The following is a 16018-nucleotide window of genomic DNA, read 5'->3' on the forward strand; positions in this document are numbered from 1 at the left end:
TCTTTTTTCTAATCAAATGATAGCAAAAGCCGTGTTCGCCAACAACTGGTAAGTGCCTTGAACTAGCCTCCAAACCAAAACCTGTGTATAATCACAAGCAGTAAGCGTTATATAAAATATATCTATGCGATCAAAACAGGTGATAACCTTGACAAATACGTTTCAACATACCGCCCATTTTTATGATATCGACCAGCATCCGGCCCATAACGATGATATTCCTTTTTATCTTCATCAAGCTTCTCAGTTTGGTTCCCCTATCCTTGAATTGGGTTGTGGAACGGGACGCATAGCGATTCCGCTTGCTCAAGAGGGTTTTTCTGTGTATGGTCTCGACCTTTCTCAGGAAATGCTTTCGATTTTTGAACAGAAGCGCCAGAATTTACCCCATGAAGCATATGAAAGAATCACGATAGCACAGAAAGCGATGACCGACTTTTCGTTAGGGACAACCTTTCAACTCATCCTTATCCCGTTTCACAGTTTTCAAGCATTACCATCCGATGAAGCCGCTCGAAACTGCCTGAATTGTATTTACGATCATCTTGATGAGGACGGGGCCTTCATCCTAAACGTCTCCCATCTTGGCGACGGATTCGCCGAATATTGGCAGACAGGGTTAGAAACCCAAGAATCCATTGAATTCTTGGAAGACGGGCAGTTCGTGACCCGTTACACCATTCTTCAGGAACTAGATCAGCGGCAGCGGCTGATGACTTTCGATAATCTCTATCGGGTTTCTGGGATGGAAACAGAGGCTGAGGAATATCGGGACCGTCTGCAAGTCCGCTATTATGGGGAAGATGATTTGCGGCACCTGCTGAATGAGGCCGGATTTGAAATCACGAACGAAATGGGTTGGTATGACGGCACACCTGTCTCAGATGGTGATGAATTTATTTTTGTTTGTAGGAAAAAGGGCGAAAAGACAAACTAACCATCGTTCATAGACAGGCTGTTCCTTTCTACCGCCGCTGAAACCCTATGCCGCATTGTGTCTGTTACAATGCGGCACTAAAACTGACGGTCCAGTAATATTTTTTCTTATCTCATCGATTCACTCTTCTTATGCATAAAGATAAATACATTTGTAATGATCTTACTCCAAAGAAATACAATCACTATAAATACGAACAACCAAGCATAATTAACCCATTTAAACATTTTAAAGAAATCTGTTACGACAAATATCGGCATCATAATAAATGAAATGATTGCTGATATGATGAATGTATAAATATAATAGTTCTTATTATGATTAAGTGTCCATTGGTAAACTAAAATATATATGACGGGTATTAAAGAGGCACTGAAACTAAAAAAAGGAAATATCGGCGCTAATCGATTTGGGAAATCCCACAAACCACATCTTACTCCGATCAGGTTCAAATAAGTGAACCATGCATCAATATTCATGCCATAAAAGCCTAAAAGGAAGATTTTCTCTCTATCAATGAAGCACAATAAAATGATTAAGGGGACAACTAACATTAAGATATTAACCCAAAATTGCCAAGTATCATAATCGGAATAAGCTTTCCAATAATGAAGCTCTTCATCAGATAACTTTTCCCCTAAATTCACGAGTCTATTAAAGAATTCCGCCTTTTCAGCACTCATATCATTTCCTCACTTAACTCTCAGTATAGTATAGGTCTTTCCCTTAAAGGAAAAATTTATACTGAGAATGACTCACTCCCCTTTAATTATTATGTCCTCTCATTTTCCCGCGACGCGATGAGGCCAGCCATTCGTTCATGACCACTGATATAATAATGAGGATAACACCGAACCATTGCAACAGGGTGACTCGTTCAGAAAGAATGATGCTTGAGGCAACGACCGCCACTGGCAGTTCCGCGGATCCAAGAATCGTCGCTAAGCTACCCGGGATATGCGGTGCAGATATCGCAAACAACAACGGTGGCAATATACCGCCGCAGAGCGCGAGGCCCGCGCCATACAACCATAGACTGCTCGTTAAGGTGTCACCCAACAGAAAACCAGGCGGGAAAATAATTAAAATTAATATCAATGATCCTGTCATCATAATCGGTGTCCTGACCAACGGACGAACATCTATCGCGACACGACCGCTGACAAAAACAAACCCGGTATAGGAAAAGGCCGAACAAAAGCCGAGCAAAATGCCGACCGGTGCAAAGTTATATAAGTCACCGCTCACAACATCCGCCGCAAACGCCACCCCTATTAATGTGACAACGACGGACAACAACGTCTCCTTAGTCGGCCGTTTGCGGTCAAATACCCATTCAAACAGCACACCCACCCAAACAAACTGAAACAAGAGCACAATCGCAACCGACGCTGGTAAATATTGCATCGCACCATAATAGAAAATCCCGGTTAATCCCGTCAGCGTCCCGGCCACCATCATATATCCTGTTTTCGAAAGATTAATGGTCTTCATTGTCTGGGTCTTTTTCGCCGTCCGTATGCCGATTAACCATAGGAACAGAACCGCCAATATCATTTGCGCTGCGTTCACTTCACCTAATGTATACCCTTCCGCAAAACCGAGTTTTACAAAAACGGGGTTCATGCCGAAACTGCCGGCACCAATCATAAATACGATCACCGCTTGCCATCTTTTCATGTTGAGCTCTCCTATGCATAAATATCCATATTTAGATTAACATAACTTACGATCTTAAGTTGAATGTTTAATTGAAGGCTAAATGAATCAATTTCACAATTGCTTATACTCATACTTAATCCGAACACCCCAAAGGTCTATTGTATTAATGTTTGTCAATTCAGTACGTTAACATCGTTGATTGAACGGCAGGCGGCGACTCCTGCGGGAATAGCATAAGCCTTGAGACCCCGCAGCGCGAAGCACGAGAAGGCTCAAGCCATGCCCGCGGAAAGCGTCCGCCTAGAGTGGAAATCAACAGGCCAAGCACACTGACAAATGTTTGGTTTTCTGCTTTAGTTTAAAATTATGAAATCGATTCAAATCTCAATTCATTAGACAAATATATGGTAAGATTCGAATAAAAACGATAATATAGTAGTAAAGGGATGACATATCATCATCGCCAAACTCCATTTGGCAACGCTTACCTTTAGCACAACACAACCACGTTAATTTCTGAATGATAAGGAGATATTAGATGGATCATTTTCAATCCAAGCTCGAGAAATATGCCGAGCTCGTCGTAAAAATTGGGCTTAATGTTCAAAAAGATCAGCCCGTCATTATTCAGGCTCCGATTGAGGCAGCTGAATTTGCCAGAGAGGCTGTACGAGCAGCTTATCGCAATGGGGCCAAAAAGGTTGACGTCGATTATAGTGACGCACCAACCGGACGCATTCAATTTGAGGAGCAACCAGAAGAAAGCTTAAAGGACGTTCCCCAATGGAAGGTTGATCGTTTCCAAGCATTTGTTGAGGACAACGGTGCTTTGCTTAATATCACTGGACAAGATCCAAACGCTTTATCCGGAGTCGATACTAATCGAATTATGATCGCGCAGCAGGCATCCGGAAAAGCCTTGAAATTTTTCAAAGAAGCGCAGCTTAAAGGGGATATCCACTGGTGTATTGCTGGTGTGCCTACTGAAAGCTGGGCCACGCAAGTTTTCCCAGACAAAACACCTGAAGAAGCTGTCGCAGCACTATGGGAAGCGATTTTTAAAACCGTCCGCTTAGATGAAGACGATCCGGTTGCTGCCTGGGAGGCGCATTCCGAAAATCTCAAGGACAAAATGAATTATCTCAATGAGCAAAACTTTAAGGCCCTACATTACAAAGCACCTGGAACCGATTTGACAATTGAGCTAAATCCCGATCATCTATGGGTGGGGGCTGGCCATGAGTCACCGAATGGCCTCACCTACATACCGAACATGCCGACCGAGGAAGTCTTTTCTGCACCTAGAAAATACGGTGTCAACGGTACGGTGACGAGCACCAAGCCACTTGCTTTGAACGGTAATCTCATCGAGAATTTCTCATTTACCTTTGAAAACGGCAAGGTTGTTGATTTTTCCGCAGAAAAAGGCTATGACGCTCTGAAGAGTATGCTAGATACAGATGAAGGCGCCCGCTACCTTGGTGAAGTGGCTCTTGTGCCTGATCAATCACCGATTTCCCAATCCGGCATTATCTTCTATAACACCTTATATGACGAGAATGCCTCATGTCATATTGCGCTTGGTAATGCGATTACGATGAATATTGAGGGCGGCGACCAAATGGATTCTGACGCTCTTGAACAGCATGAAGTTACTGAAAGTGTCGTCCACACCGACTTCATGATCGGGTCTAGCGAGCTTGATATTGATGCCGAAACACAAGATGGCGACATTAAGCCACTATTCCGCAACGGTAACTGGGCCATTTAATCCTTTCTTAAGAGACTGCCTCATAAAGGGGCAGTCTCTATTTTTTAAAGTCATGAAGTTTTAAACGAGGGTACAATAACCGTAATAATGGCTCATAAAATTTGAGTTAGAGAACATTCTATCTCATTTAAGGCGCAAAAGAATGGGGTAAAGAACATAACCCGAAAGCTAAGGAACAAAAACCGGTGGTTAAGGACATAAAGGACTGTCCCTTCTAAGCATGAAGTCTATCTTTATAACACCTGATTTTTCATTAATTCCAAAATCATGGGATGGAGTCGTTCAATGACTGTAACTTATAATAGGATCTTATCGTATCTACAAACCTTCCATCATCGTACTATCAACAGAGATGGTCATCACTTGGCCATTATGCGAGAGTTGCTTGACGTTTTCCAAATTGATCTGTCCGACTTTACCATCATTCAAATCGCGGGTTCCTCTGGCAAAGGATCCACGGTATTGACGTTGTCAAAACTGCTCACCGCAAATGGCATTCAACACGGACGAGTTATCAGTCCGCACCTTGAACGCTACGAGGAGCGGTTTGCGATTGACGACAGTGTCATCCAGACAGACGAATTTGTATCTATCATCGCGTCGATTTGGCGGTCATTACCATCCTTTTCTCATGAAAGGGATGTGGGTCATCCGCATATTATGCTGCTTGCAGCATTCCTTTATTTCCAAAACAATCAAATCTCTCTAATCATCTATGAAAATGGCGTCGGCGGCGCTTCGGATCCAGCTAATGTCCTTGATCCTTGGATCGCTGTGCTGACTGAAATGACGCTCGATCATACCCACCTTCTTGGCCCTGACATCCCGTCAATCACCAAGAATAAAGCAGCAATTATAAAACCGGCAACAGACTACGTTGTCTGTGGTATGACAAATCCGGAGGCAAAACAGATCCTTAAATGCCATCAAAACCGATCATCTGCTCAATTTTATTTTTATAACGAAGATTATCGTTTGGAGCATGCATTCGTGTATCACGGCTGCCATTGGATGTTGACCGGATTAGATTTGCTGAACCATGCCAATCACCAACAGCAAAATATCACAAATGCTTTGGCCGTCGTTAACATGCTTAAATCTGAGGGCTACCCAATCCATGATGATCGGATTCGAAGAACACTGCAGCACCTCTCGATTCCCGGTCGCTCCGAGCTCCTTAATATCGGTCAACATACCCTCATTTTAGATGGCGCCCATAATCCATTTGAAATCAAACGTTTGTTTGAAAGGTTTGAGCCAAGAGATATCGATCATTTAATCATCAGTTTTCCGACCAATAAATCCGCCAATGCTTTGATTGCCGCCATTCCAGACGAATCGATCCCGCTGCATATTGTGCCCAATCCTTTCCAGCCAGGCAACCAAAACTTTCACGATATAAGAAGGGAACTTGAGAACGCTCATAGCCACATCCGCTTCTATGACCAACTTCATGAGTCCCTTACAGCGGTTGTGACTCAACCTGATCCACAAACAGTACTGGTGACGGGATCTCTATATTTTATCGGCCAAGCCCGCACCCTACTGTTAGATCAAGACACTGATGATGAGATGTGATCGGTTCAATCTGCTCATTTCACACAACTGTCATAGTAAGTGTGATTTATATCACAAATTGAAATAACCACCTTTAGTATTATAAAGATGTAGCAGGAAACAATAATTATTACGAATGCACACATTTCAATAGGATGGTGACTCATTATGCTAGACTCTAACACGCTTAGTATCGTGAAATCGACGGCCCCCGTATTAAAAGATCATGCCCGTGACATCGGCGTGCGTTTTTACGAGCTCCTTTTTGCTAAAGCTCCTGAATTATATAATATCTTTAACCAAACCAATCAACAGAGAGGCTTGCAGCAAGAGGCATTGGCTTATGCCGTCTATGCTGCCGGTGAAAACATTGATAACCTAGACGCCATTAAACCACTTGTGATGCGGGTTGCTGAAAAACATGTCGCCTTAGGCGTTCAACCAGAACAATATCCGGTTGTCGGTGAAACCCTTCTACAAGCGGTTAAGGACGTCCTCGGTGATGCAGCAACAGATGACGTGATTGATGCTTGGGGCGAGGCCTATAACGCCATTGCAGACGTGTTTATTAGTCTTGAACAAGAACTTTATGAAGAAACGGAACAACAAACCGGAGGCTGGTCAGGCTTTCGAGAATTTATTGTTGATAAAAAAGTGAAAGAAACCGGCTCGGTAACCTCCTTCTATTTTAAACCGAAAGATGGCAAACCCATAGCAACCTATCAACCCGGCCAGTATCTTACATTAAGAGCTGAGATTGAAGGCGAGCAATATACCCATATGAGGCATTATAGTTTATCCGATGCTCCTGGCAAAGATTATTATCGAATTAGTGTCAAACGTGAAGACGGCGACGACAATACACCGGATGGGATTGTCTCAAATTATTTGCATCATCAGGTTCAGGAAGGAGATGTCCTATCATTTGCGGCTCCAGCGGGTGACTTTACGATCATGAACGAAGATCTTCCAATTGTCCTCATCAGTGGCGGCATTGGCTTGACCCCGCTTATGAGTATATTCAATCATCTTACAGAAAAAGAGCCTCATCGTCCCGTAACGTTTATCCATGCCACACAAAACAGTTCAAACCATGCGATGAAGCAGCATGTGGCAAAAGTAGCTGATGAGTACGAAAACGTGTCATCATTTGTTTGCTATGATGACCCTACGGCGGAAGACAAGGCTGCTCATCATTTTGATAAAGAGGGCTATGTGGATCTAGAATGGCTAAAATCCATTTTGCCAAGTAACCAAGCCGATTTCTACTTCTGCGGACCCGTTCCTTTCATGAAAGCTGTTAATCAAGCTCTTAAGGATTGGGATGTTCCGGAAGAGCGCAGTCACTACGAAGTCTTTAATCCGATTAGTATTTTAGAAGAAGCTTAAGTCTCTAAGACGAGACTTGGACAAAAGTATATGAGTCACAGAATCATCCGAACTTGTTTATAAATCAGTTCGGATGATTTGTTTAAAATAGTCATTCCTATTGCTTCGTCGCAGTCCAAAGAAGCTTATTCTAAGGCGTTCGTGCTCCTGCATCTTCAAGCCCATTCAGAGAAGCAAGATGTTTCGTCGCAGTCCAAAGAAGCTTATTCTAAGGCGTTCGTGCTGTTCCCGCAGGCGTCTTCGTATTTTGACGGCGCTTAGATCTAGCTTTCATATCTTATGGTTCGGCTTCCTGAGTATCCTGTTTTAGATTTATCCCCGTAAACGATAAAGCTAAAGGTCGAAAATCGTTGATTGGAGCGGAAGGTGCGTCGAGATTCGGAACACTTAAACATAGTGTGTTCCTCAGCGCCGCTTACTCAAGGTGTCTTACTAGAGTCCTGCGGGAGTAGCGGGACAGGTGAGACCCCACAGGCGCAGAGCGCCGAGGAGGCTCACCGCCCGCCCCGCGGAAAGCGAGCATCCTGGAGCGGAAATCAACCCATTTCTTAAATAGCAACATAAGTCCTATTTAAAAAACAACAATCTTTTAGAGAAGAGCGTAACTTTAATAGGCTTTGTTGTTTTGATCCGCGACTTTTGATGGTCTATTCATGGTTTTACCTTAATAGCGAAATCCTATCTTTATATTGCTCGATTAAGCGCTTGTTGTGGTCATCCGCACCATCGACATTGCCGCTGAGAAAAACAGGCGGTTCGGCCCCTGTCTCCGCAATGGTCTTAATGGCATCAGCCAATATGGCATTAAGGATCGCTGCCCCGGTAACAGTTGATGATGGTGCGAAAGGTACTGAAACATCCTCATGGGATAGCATCGCGTCCCCTTTTGGTGCATGATTGTCAATGACCAAATCCACCGCATCATATAAATGATCACCGCTCGTGTGACGCGAGCTTTGACTCTGAGAATATTCGACTGATGTAACACCGATAACGAATGCCCCGGATGCCTTAGCATGGCGAGCCACATCTACTGGGACTGGATTCCGGCCCGATGTCGAGAGGACAAACACAACATCCTCCTCAGAAAAATGTTGCTCGACCAAAAATTCATCGGCATAGCCATTCTGACGTTCCAATTCCGACGATCTTACGGCCCCCTCATGTAACATTAAGGGTTCCACAAAAATCGGCTTAATCGGAACCAACCCACCAGCTCTGTAGAACACCTCTTCCGTTAAAATATGCGAATGGCCGCACCCAAACATTTGAATAATGCCGCCGTTTTGCACACTAGCAGCCACTTTCTGCGCTGCCATCCGTAAGTGGTCTCCTTCTTCTTCCTGAATCGTTGTTAATAATGCGTCTATTTTTTCAAAATAAGTGTTTAGCATAGATTGGCCTCTTATAAAAATAATATATAGTAAAAAGCTACCCCGCTTTTAAATTAAGAGTAGCTTTTTTCGTTTGCTTTTATATTAGATCAGTCCGTGAATAAATAAATAGAATATGATATCATACAAAAAGCAGCTATATAATGCAGGATGGGGCGGTGGTCATCCCTGATTCCAAATAGGAAGGGGGTGATCATATGACAGTATATCATACAATTAACTTAATGATCAGTTTTGGTCTGTTAGTTGCCACTGTTATTGCTGTCTCACAAAAAGAGAAATAGCCCCCTGCATTGTTTAGGCCAGTAGGGAAGGCTATTTCTTCTTCTTAAAGAGGCCACCGCAACTTCCATGCGGATAGCTGTTATTCTAGAACACCGGTTGCCGCCGGTGTTCTTTTTAAATTATGTTTTCTAAATTCATTATATGCACCAAAGAACAAAAAATCAAGTTAGTAATGGGAACGTCAAATAACGCATATGGAACACTTGCTCACTTGAAACCACATAGGGATGCCCTATTTTCATAACCATTCCCCCACCAACGTTCGAACAAATGATTCCGTAAACCGCTGGTGATCGATGTCAGAGGGTACGAAGACATGACCATCTCCATAACTCTCCCGATTGATGACCGTCATGCCACGAGTGAGCGGACTCCCCGTCTCCACGGACACCTCAGCCATTTCCCCTTCTAACAATTCGGAGTCCATCGCATATAGTAAAGTGGCCGCGCCACTTATAGGAGCATAGACATTTCTGAACTGATTGGTTATACCTTGTAGGATTTTCAAAGCCAACTGACTTGTAGATTGATCATTTTCTAATAAAGTTTCAAGATCTTCCTCTGTTAAAAAGGCATTCTGACAAATATCCAACGTAATCAAATGAATATTCAAATCAGGATGCCCCAAAACAATTTGAGCAGCTTCCGGGTCGCAGTATATATTAAATTCAGCAACTGACGTAATATTTCCTTTACCTTCTGCACCACCCATGACAATCACATCACTAATGTAATCAACGATCTCCGGGGCCACCTTCAAGGCTAAGGCAAAATTGGTTAGTGGGCCCATTAACACAAGTGTAACGGGTTTGGCATTTTTTAAAATGGTATTAATCATAAAAGTGACAGCATGCTCATCCAATACCGGGTACTCCACAGAACTGCCGTCGAGAATCCTATGAAGTTGCTCTTCCGTACTATGGGCTTGATGTGTTGCTATGGGAAAACGATTCAAGAGCGGCTCACCTGATCCTTTAATGACCGGTGGTCTTTCATGAGTATCTAATCGATTAATTAACTGGATTGTATTTAGATAAGCCTGTTCGGCGGAAACGCGGCCCGAAACTGTTGTAATACCGAGTACATTAATATCTGGGTGCTTCAAGGCCAACATCAGTGCCAACGAATCATCCAAACCTGTATCAACGTCCAAAATGATCTGTTTATGCTTCATTTCTGCACCTCCATTCACTGACGATCCCTTTCGTTCATCCAATCTGCGCTGTGTTTCCGAACATAAACGAAGTGAATCATCAACCAAGCTACAAATATACCAATAAAATCTTTAACTAAATCAATGAATGTTGCTGAGCGATAAGGCACAAAGGATTGGTGCCATTCATCTATGAATGCATAAGACACCGCTAGAGCGGCGGCCAACCCTTCCCAACCCGATCCTACTCTTAAGAAAGTTGCTAAAGCCATCATTAATAAAATATAAAAAATACCAAACTCCACTAGGTGACCGTATTCAAACAACTGCGTCATGTCCATACCGCCCGTAGTACTAGTCTGGTCAGAAAATAATTGATTGAACCCATCAAAAATCGGCCACGTCTCTACAGCCTCCCCGGGATTAAAATATCCCGACTGCAACCAGATACCCAGCATATAAATGATCGGCGCAACTCTCATCACCCATCGTTTCACATAACCACGCTACTTTATAAGGGATTTCCCACTATCATATCATAGACAATCCAAATATAAACAAATTCTTGTTCATTATACTAGGCTCTTTTCTAAAAGATGTTTTTTTAAATAGGACTTATGAAACTAAAGCGTCAAAAATCGCTGATTGGAGCGGAAATCCATGATTCATCAAAAAGAAAAGCCCTCTATCCAAATATAACGCAGATACATTTGGATAGGAGCCATCTTTAGAGCAATGATGCAACATTTACTAGTATTCATTTATTAAAATGGCGTTCCCACGTGTGAAATCGAAAATTCACCAAGTGCATGAGTTTCAAGCCTTGTTTCTTTCCCAGAGCATACATCAATTAACGTATCTATTAATTCTGTCACTTGTTGTTCAACATCAGCCCCTGAAACCTTATAATCAACTAATTCATCATATAAAGCATCATGTTGACTTGGTACGACCGTCATGCAAGGAACAGCAACAGATCCTGTAAATATGCCTCTACTACTAATCATCAACACGATGCCGCATCCAGCTGAAGCTAAACTAGACATCGCTTCCACGATGTTGTTCGGCACTGACATCATATGAAGACCTTTTCGAATGGGCTTTTCCCCATATCCTAGGACACTATCAATGGCTTTTGAACCACTTATGCCTGTTTCAAGATGAGCAGTTCTCCTTTGATCATCCGACCAAGGAAGGGTTTCTTGATTAACATTCTGAACCGTTTCCCAACTTTCACGTTGAAAACCTTTTTCTACTTTTCTCAGTTTATCCTCTGCATCTTTATTATTAGCAAGTTCGGCTAATAGGTTCCCAGCCGGTTCCATGGTTTTTCCCAAGCCTGTAATGACCGTCCCATGATTTTCAAGTAATTGATCAACAACTTTTCCAACGATGGGAGTAACGTCATTTAGTGTGTCCTCATCTGCCTCTACAGTCATAACACCTATAGTTATTGATGATAGCGGTTGTGTTGTACGTTCTTCTTTCTCCGCCTCTTTAGCCCATGCTTCAGCTCTGCTAACACCATGATTGATTGTATTGTCGCCACCAGATAATTGTTGTATCCCTATTGCTTCAAGGGGCTTATTTTTAGGTATGCTTTTTAATAATCCGCTGACTTGATTGGTTTCACAACCTAATCCAATAAGAAGGGCTGCATAGAGATTTGGGTTTGACACCATACCCACTAGCATTTGTTTTGTGAGTTTAAAGTCATCTCCTAGTTGCGCGCATCCATTTGCATGCACAAAGGGTATTGCTGATGGAACTTGATCGGCCACCTCTCGAACCACCGTGCTGGAACATATGACCGATGATACGATGCCAATATGATTTCTCGTCCCAGCCGTCCCATCACTTCTTTGATAACCCTGAAAAGTGAGACTCATTCATTATTCTCCTTTCAAGTTTTCGCTTAAAAGTTAAAATCGCCAATGTTGTTCCTATCTGCATGAATTGACCAGGAAATAGCCGCAATATCTATACCGTTATCACATGGTTTCCGCTAACCGCCAAATACTGAATTCCTGATTCTTATTTAATTCCGAAGCCGTCCTATATCCATTGGCTACTTCTAAAACAAGAGAATAAATGTCCTCGCCTATCTTATCGATGGTACTTGTGCCTTCCAAAATTTCACCTGCATTAATATCAATATGATCCGGCATATTTTCATAGAGTCTTGTATTCGTTCCTATTTTAATGACGGGAACAATAGGAGATCCTGTAGGAGATCCCTTGCCGGTCGAGAATAATACGATTTGTGCCCCACCCGCAGCTAATCCAGCTACTGACTCAACATCATATCCTGGTGTGTCCATAAATACAAAACCCTTTTCAGATGGTTCGTGAGCATAGTTTAAAACTTCTCTTAATGGTGAGTTTCCACCTTTTTTGATACAACCTAATGATTTCTCTTCAAGTGTCGTTAGGCCTCCCGCTATGTTTCCTGGAGAAGGATTGGCTGATCTGACATCCTCCCCTACAGCTTTCACTCTCTCTTCATATGTTTTGACCCTATTCAAAAAATCCCGGCTCACTTCGGAATTGATAGCACGTTCTGCTAATATATGTTCTGCCCCTATCGCTTCAGTCGTTTCTGCTAATATACTCGTACCTCCATCGTGTACAATTGCATCTGAAAAGGCTCCGATGGATGGATTAGCTGTGACCCCTGACCACGCATCAGATCCACCACATTCTAAGCCAATAATTAATTCAGAAACATCTGCTGCCTCTGTTTCTTGTTGTTGGCTCTGATCTAACGCGTGCTGCAGCCAATCTTTACCTTCTGCTAAAATATCCATTAAAGTTTTATCCTTATTAACAATAAGGGCATGCACATGATGACCGGCTTGTTGCAAATCCTTTGAAATAGCCTCTGCCGGATCCTTGCTTCCCATGCCCAATAATAATGCTGCCGCCACATTAGGATGTCCTGCCGTCCCCTTTAATGTCTTTATCGTTTGCTTAATATCTCCTGAATGTTCTGTTTCGCCCGCCTGATGAGTGACTGCTATGACCCCCGGCACTGACTCCGCCAACTTTTGAGCAAGACTTGATAATTCCCCAACGGTATTCATAACGATAACATGGTTTCTAACACCTATTTTTCCGTTCGCTCTGCGATAGCCTTCAAAAGTTTTCATGATTCATCCCTTTCTTATTGAACGTTGATTGTCTGCCTTTCCTCATCATTCAGGCCCCTTACATTAGACACATGAACATGGGCCCCTGCCTGAATGTCTTGCGTAGCGACTCCCATCCATTCACCATATTTTATAATCCGACCGCCTTTTGGTATGTCAGCAATGGCAATTTTGTGACCATAGGGAATGCCATCTAAGACTTTCATTGTAAGGTGCTCTCCTTGAACCGAAAGATATTCATCCACTTTCACGTTTTTGAGTGTGACGACGACATTATCTTTTGGATTTAATTTAAGCGCATTAAATGTAAGTTGGACCATGATCATTCCTCCCTCCCTATCATTCTTTATTATATTTTAAGGTGAAGTCTCATACAGAGTTATCTTAATCGCTTTCAATTCATCTTTTCCCGAAATCCTTTAGGGATACGGCTCACAACCCCACTATAATTTTGTTGCAGGTATAGAAAAGGGAATATCTGCATCGACTTTAACCGCCATAGGGACAACCCCTTCTGAAGCGTCAGTGCAGCCCACAAGGCGATTGGATGCTGCCACTGTTTTTTGGCGCTTTTTCATGGTGTCCTTTCTTTGGTCACCAAGCTGTTGCCGTTCCGTTCGCAAGTCACCTTGATACGGCATGATATCTCCTTGGGCAAATGCTTCACTATCTAACAAATCAATACGTTTGGAACGAAAGCGCAAATGAAGCAAATCACCTTGTTGTAAGTATAGAATATCACCGTCTTTATACGCTTCCGGTGTCATGTGTCCGATAGCGGCACCGTATGACACACCAGAATAACGACCGTCGCTGATTAGTGTCGCTAATCGCTGCAGTTGACGATTCGCATTAATATGCTGCATAGGTGTGAACATTTCAGGCATACCAAACGCTTCAGGTCCCTGCCCTGCAATAATGATCGCCAGTCTTAATATGTCATCATCTACCATGCGATCGAATAGCTCATTATAAGATAATGATTGGGCTTCCCAATACGTCTGCGGCTGATTATGCTCCCACATTTGCAATAGATGCTGCTGTGAGAAGGTCTTTTGATCTCTTAGTTCATCTAACATCTCAGCATTTAAGAGTTGTTCATTCGCCTTTTCCTCGTTTTCAAAATATACGACAAACGATACCTTCTCATCAAACTGGTCGACCTGCTCAGTCGGCATACCGCTTATTTTAACGACAGCGCTTTCAAAAAAGTTGCTACGCAAGACATCGACGCCACTAAATTGACGCTTGGGTTGGCTGAGAATAATTGGATTGTCTGTAACGCCGTCTGCACTTAATCCGTTTGAATCGCTGAGCCTTTCTTTCCATGTCTGACCAGTCACTGTCATGGCATCGACATCCATAGGCACGTCATTTTCTAGAAGCTCATAAAAGAGGGTCTCCATCCCGCGAATCATACCTGAACAAGTCTGTTGTGCTAATACATAGATATCCCGACCCTCTGTCAAACTATAATCGAGCAAATCAGGGATGGGGTGTTCTTGATGAATCTTTTCAACATCCCACAAATTAAAATCGAAACCGGCATAAATCATCGCCCCCACAATATGCATCATTAAATTGGATGAGCCTCCGCCAGAACTATGAATGCGAATGGCATTCTTTATATTATGGCCAACCAGCTCTCCCACACTGCATTCCGGGCGATTGGCGATTGAGAATAACGATTCAATAGCTGGATTCAACTGTTCTTGTGTTGGCGGTTCAATCAAAAGTTCTAAATTCGGATGAGCTAATCCAAACCCTGCCATAATATCTCTAGAACTGTTCCCTGTACCGTGAAAGGCACAGATGCCTCCTGAAGCATCACACGTATTAACAGCCAATTGTTTTTCAAACGCCTTTTGCTCCTCATGAGTGATAATTTCGTTCTCAACAGCTCGTAGCAAAACCCCTTGGAACTGTGTATTTGAACTGCACTGCAAGATATAGTCTAAGGCATCATGCATGTCATCAGATATATTTTGATAGCCCATGCGTACAGCTTTATCAGCGACGGCGCGCAAATCATCTTGTAACTGCGGTGGAATTTCTCCGCCCTGTAATACATGCGACGGTGCGAAAGAAGCAAACACGGGTGCCTCACCACGCAGGCGCCGGGTACGATCTAATAAAGCTAAACCGCTTAGTACACCCAGAGGCTGCTTATCACAACCTTGAATGACAAAAGCCCCATGATAACTGTGAGCCTCCATTTGATTAACCACAATTTCAGCAATCGCGTTTCGGCTCTGCAAGGAATAAGACATCCCCATATTGCTTTGTGCTGTCCCATCACATAATACCGGTGTACTAAAATAGAATGGAACACCGCCTTCTTGCCATATTTTAATCGCAGCCTTGGAAACGGTTTGCATATCAAGAATATGAGCGGGATGATCGGATGAACCGCCAATAATGGCAATCCGGGGCGCGTTTTTCTCCAACCGATTATAAATCTCCCCTAATGTCCAATCAGCCTGGATCTTTTGATCTTCCAGGACGCTCTTAGCACGATCTAGTAATCCGGCCACCGTAATCGGCTCATTCGCCTTTCCTTGTACATTGTGCCGATAAGGATTATGGGGATTATCAATAGTGATCTTTGGCTCTTTATTTGGTCTCAACATAGGTCCAGCCCTCCAATAATTTAAAGAAAAGTGATTTAGAATCAAGGCCGCACTCAAAGAAAGTGTTAAACCCTTTCCTTGAGTGCTAAGA

15 protein-coding genes are annotated in these 16018 nt (G+C 43.0%); 6 read left to right on the forward strand and 9 right to left on the reverse strand.

What is annotated here, in order from left to right; translation table 11 throughout:
• Positions 1–148: 148 nt before the first annotated feature.
• Positions 149–937 carry a class I SAM-dependent methyltransferase gene (locus tag B9Y89_RS05455; protein ID WP_176222115.1) on the forward strand — a complete coding sequence of 263 codons (789 nt, stop codon included), beginning with the start codon at positions 149–151 and terminating at the stop codon, positions 935–937.
• Positions 938–1044: 107 nt separating this feature from the next.
• On the opposite strand, the gene B9Y89_RS05460 is transcribed toward B9Y89_RS05455, so the two are convergent.
• Complete coding sequence (locus B9Y89_RS05460; protein WP_085522220.1) at positions 1045–1620, reverse strand: CBO0543 family protein; 576 nt, start codon at positions 1618–1620, stop codon at positions 1045–1047.
• A gap of 82 nt (positions 1621–1702) precedes the next feature.
• The gene (locus tag B9Y89_RS05465; protein ID WP_085522221.1) at positions 1703–2617 is read right to left on the reverse strand and encodes an EamA family transporter; all 915 of its coding nucleotides are present in this window, start codon (positions 2615–2617) and stop codon (positions 1703–1705) included.
• Between the two features lie 520 nt (positions 2618–3137).
• On the opposite strand from B9Y89_RS05465, the gene B9Y89_RS05470 reads away from it, so the two are divergent.
• The 4 genes from B9Y89_RS05470 to B9Y89_RS18730 all read left to right on the forward strand — a co-directional run bounded on the left by B9Y89_RS05470 (position 3138) and on the right by B9Y89_RS18730 (position 7577).
• Positions 3138–4370, forward strand: coding sequence for an aminopeptidase (locus B9Y89_RS05470; RefSeq protein WP_085522222.1), 1233 nt, complete (start codon positions 3138–3140; stop codon positions 4368–4370).
• 285 nt (positions 4371–4655) lie between these two features.
• On the forward strand, positions 4656–5948 hold the full coding sequence (locus tag B9Y89_RS05475; RefSeq protein WP_176222116.1) for a bifunctional folylpolyglutamate synthase/dihydrofolate synthase: 1293 nt from the start codon (positions 4656–4658) through the stop codon (positions 5946–5948).
• A 147-nt stretch (positions 5949–6095) separates the two neighbouring features.
• Positions 6096–7316, forward strand: a complete 1221-nt coding sequence (gene hmpA / locus B9Y89_RS05480) for an NO-inducible flavohemoprotein (RefSeq protein WP_085522224.1) — start codon at positions 6096–6098, stop codon at positions 7314–7316.
• A gap of 78 nt (positions 7317–7394) precedes the next feature.
• Positions 7395–7577, forward strand: coding sequence for a hypothetical protein (locus tag B9Y89_RS18730; protein ID WP_139822727.1), 183 nt, complete (start codon positions 7395–7397; stop codon positions 7575–7577).
• Between the two features lie 398 nt (positions 7578–7975).
• On the opposite strand, the gene B9Y89_RS05490 is transcribed toward B9Y89_RS18730, so the two are convergent.
• Entirely contained in the window at positions 7976–8710 is a 735-nt protein-coding gene (locus tag B9Y89_RS05490) for an SIS domain-containing protein (protein WP_085522226.1), read from the reverse strand.
• Positions 8711–8907: 197 nt separating this feature from the next.
• Between B9Y89_RS05490 and B9Y89_RS19565 the strand changes: the two genes are divergently transcribed.
• On the forward strand, positions 8908–8994 hold the full coding sequence (locus B9Y89_RS19565; protein ID WP_369596724.1) for a putative holin-like toxin: 87 nt from the start codon (positions 8908–8910) through the stop codon (positions 8992–8994).
• 239 nt (positions 8995–9233) lie between these two features.
• Here B9Y89_RS19565 and B9Y89_RS05495 read toward each other — a convergent pair whose 3' ends face one another.
• The 6 genes from B9Y89_RS05495 to B9Y89_RS05520 all read right to left on the reverse strand — a co-directional run bounded on the left by B9Y89_RS05495 (position 9234) and on the right by B9Y89_RS05520 (position 15927).
• Positions 9234–10169: a nucleoside hydrolase gene (locus B9Y89_RS05495; RefSeq protein ID WP_085522227.1), complete on the reverse strand. Its 936-nt coding sequence runs from the start codon at positions 10167–10169 to the stop codon at positions 9234–9236.
• A 14-nt stretch (positions 10170–10183) separates the two neighbouring features.
• Positions 10184–10645: a VanZ family protein gene (locus tag B9Y89_RS05500; RefSeq protein ID WP_139822728.1), complete on the reverse strand. Its 462-nt coding sequence runs from the start codon at positions 10643–10645 to the stop codon at positions 10184–10186.
• Between the two features lie 267 nt (positions 10646–10912).
• Complete coding sequence (locus B9Y89_RS05505; protein ID WP_085522229.1) at positions 10913–12037, reverse strand: UxaA family hydrolase; 1125 nt, start codon at positions 12035–12037, stop codon at positions 10913–10915.
• Between the two features lie 102 nt (positions 12038–12139).
• Positions 12140–13297, reverse strand: coding sequence for a UxaA family hydrolase (locus B9Y89_RS05510; RefSeq protein ID WP_085522230.1), 1158 nt, complete (start codon positions 13295–13297; stop codon positions 12140–12142).
• Between the two features lie 14 nt (positions 13298–13311).
• Complete coding sequence (locus B9Y89_RS05515; protein WP_085522231.1) at positions 13312–13617, reverse strand: UxaA family hydrolase; 306 nt, start codon at positions 13615–13617, stop codon at positions 13312–13314.
• 123 nt (positions 13618–13740) lie between these two features.
• Complete coding sequence (locus B9Y89_RS05520) at positions 13741–15927, reverse strand: dihydroxy-acid dehydratase domain-containing protein (protein WP_085522232.1); 2187 nt, start codon at positions 15925–15927, stop codon at positions 13741–13743.
• Positions 15928–16018 lie beyond the last annotated feature (91 nt).

The sequence above is a fragment of the Tuberibacillus sp. Marseille-P3662 genome (assembly GCF_900178005.1).
GTDB lineage: Bacteria > Bacillota > Bacilli > Bacillales > Sporolactobacillaceae > Marseille-P3662.

Excerpts from the sequence above, each read along its gene's own strand:
- hmpA (WP_085522224.1), top strand. The coding sequence starts at position 6,096 with ATGCTAGACTCTAACACGCTTAGTATCGTGAAATCGACGGCCCCCGTA.
- B9Y89_RS05465 (WP_085522221.1), bottom strand. The coding sequence starts at position 2,617 with ATGAAAAGATGGCAAGCGGTGATCGTATTTATGATTGGTGCCGGCAGT.
- B9Y89_RS05515 (WP_085522231.1), bottom strand. The coding sequence starts at position 13,617 with ATGGTCCAACTTACATTTAATGCGCTTAAATTAAATCCAAAAGATAAT.
- B9Y89_RS05495 (WP_085522227.1), bottom strand. The coding sequence starts at position 10,169 with ATGAAGCATAAACAGATCATTTTGGACGTTGATACAGGTTTGGATGAT.
- B9Y89_RS05520 (WP_085522232.1), bottom strand. The coding sequence starts at position 15,927 with ATGTTGAGACCAAATAAAGAGCCAAAGATCACTATTGATAATCCCCAT.
- B9Y89_RS05460 (WP_085522220.1), bottom strand. The coding sequence starts at position 1,620 with ATGAGTGCTGAAAAGGCGGAATTCTTTAATAGACTCGTGAATTTAGGG.
- B9Y89_RS05470 (WP_085522222.1), top strand. The coding sequence starts at position 3,138 with ATGGATCATTTTCAATCCAAGCTCGAGAAATATGCCGAGCTCGTCGTA.
- B9Y89_RS05505 (WP_085522229.1), bottom strand. The coding sequence starts at position 12,037 with ATGAGTCTCACTTTTCAGGGTTATCAAAGAAGTGATGGGACGGCTGGG.
- B9Y89_RS05490 (WP_085522226.1), bottom strand. The coding sequence starts at position 8,710 with ATGCTAAACACTTATTTTGAAAAAATAGACGCATTATTAACAACGATT.
- B9Y89_RS05510 (WP_085522230.1), bottom strand. The coding sequence starts at position 13,297 with ATGAAAACTTTTGAAGGCTATCGCAGAGCGAACGGAAAAATAGGTGTT.
- B9Y89_RS19565 (WP_369596724.1), top strand. The coding sequence starts at position 8,908 with ATGACAGTATATCATACAATTAACTTAATGATCAGTTTTGGTCTGTTA.
- B9Y89_RS05475 (WP_176222116.1), top strand. The coding sequence starts at position 4,656 with ATGACTGTAACTTATAATAGGATCTTATCGTATCTACAAACCTTCCAT.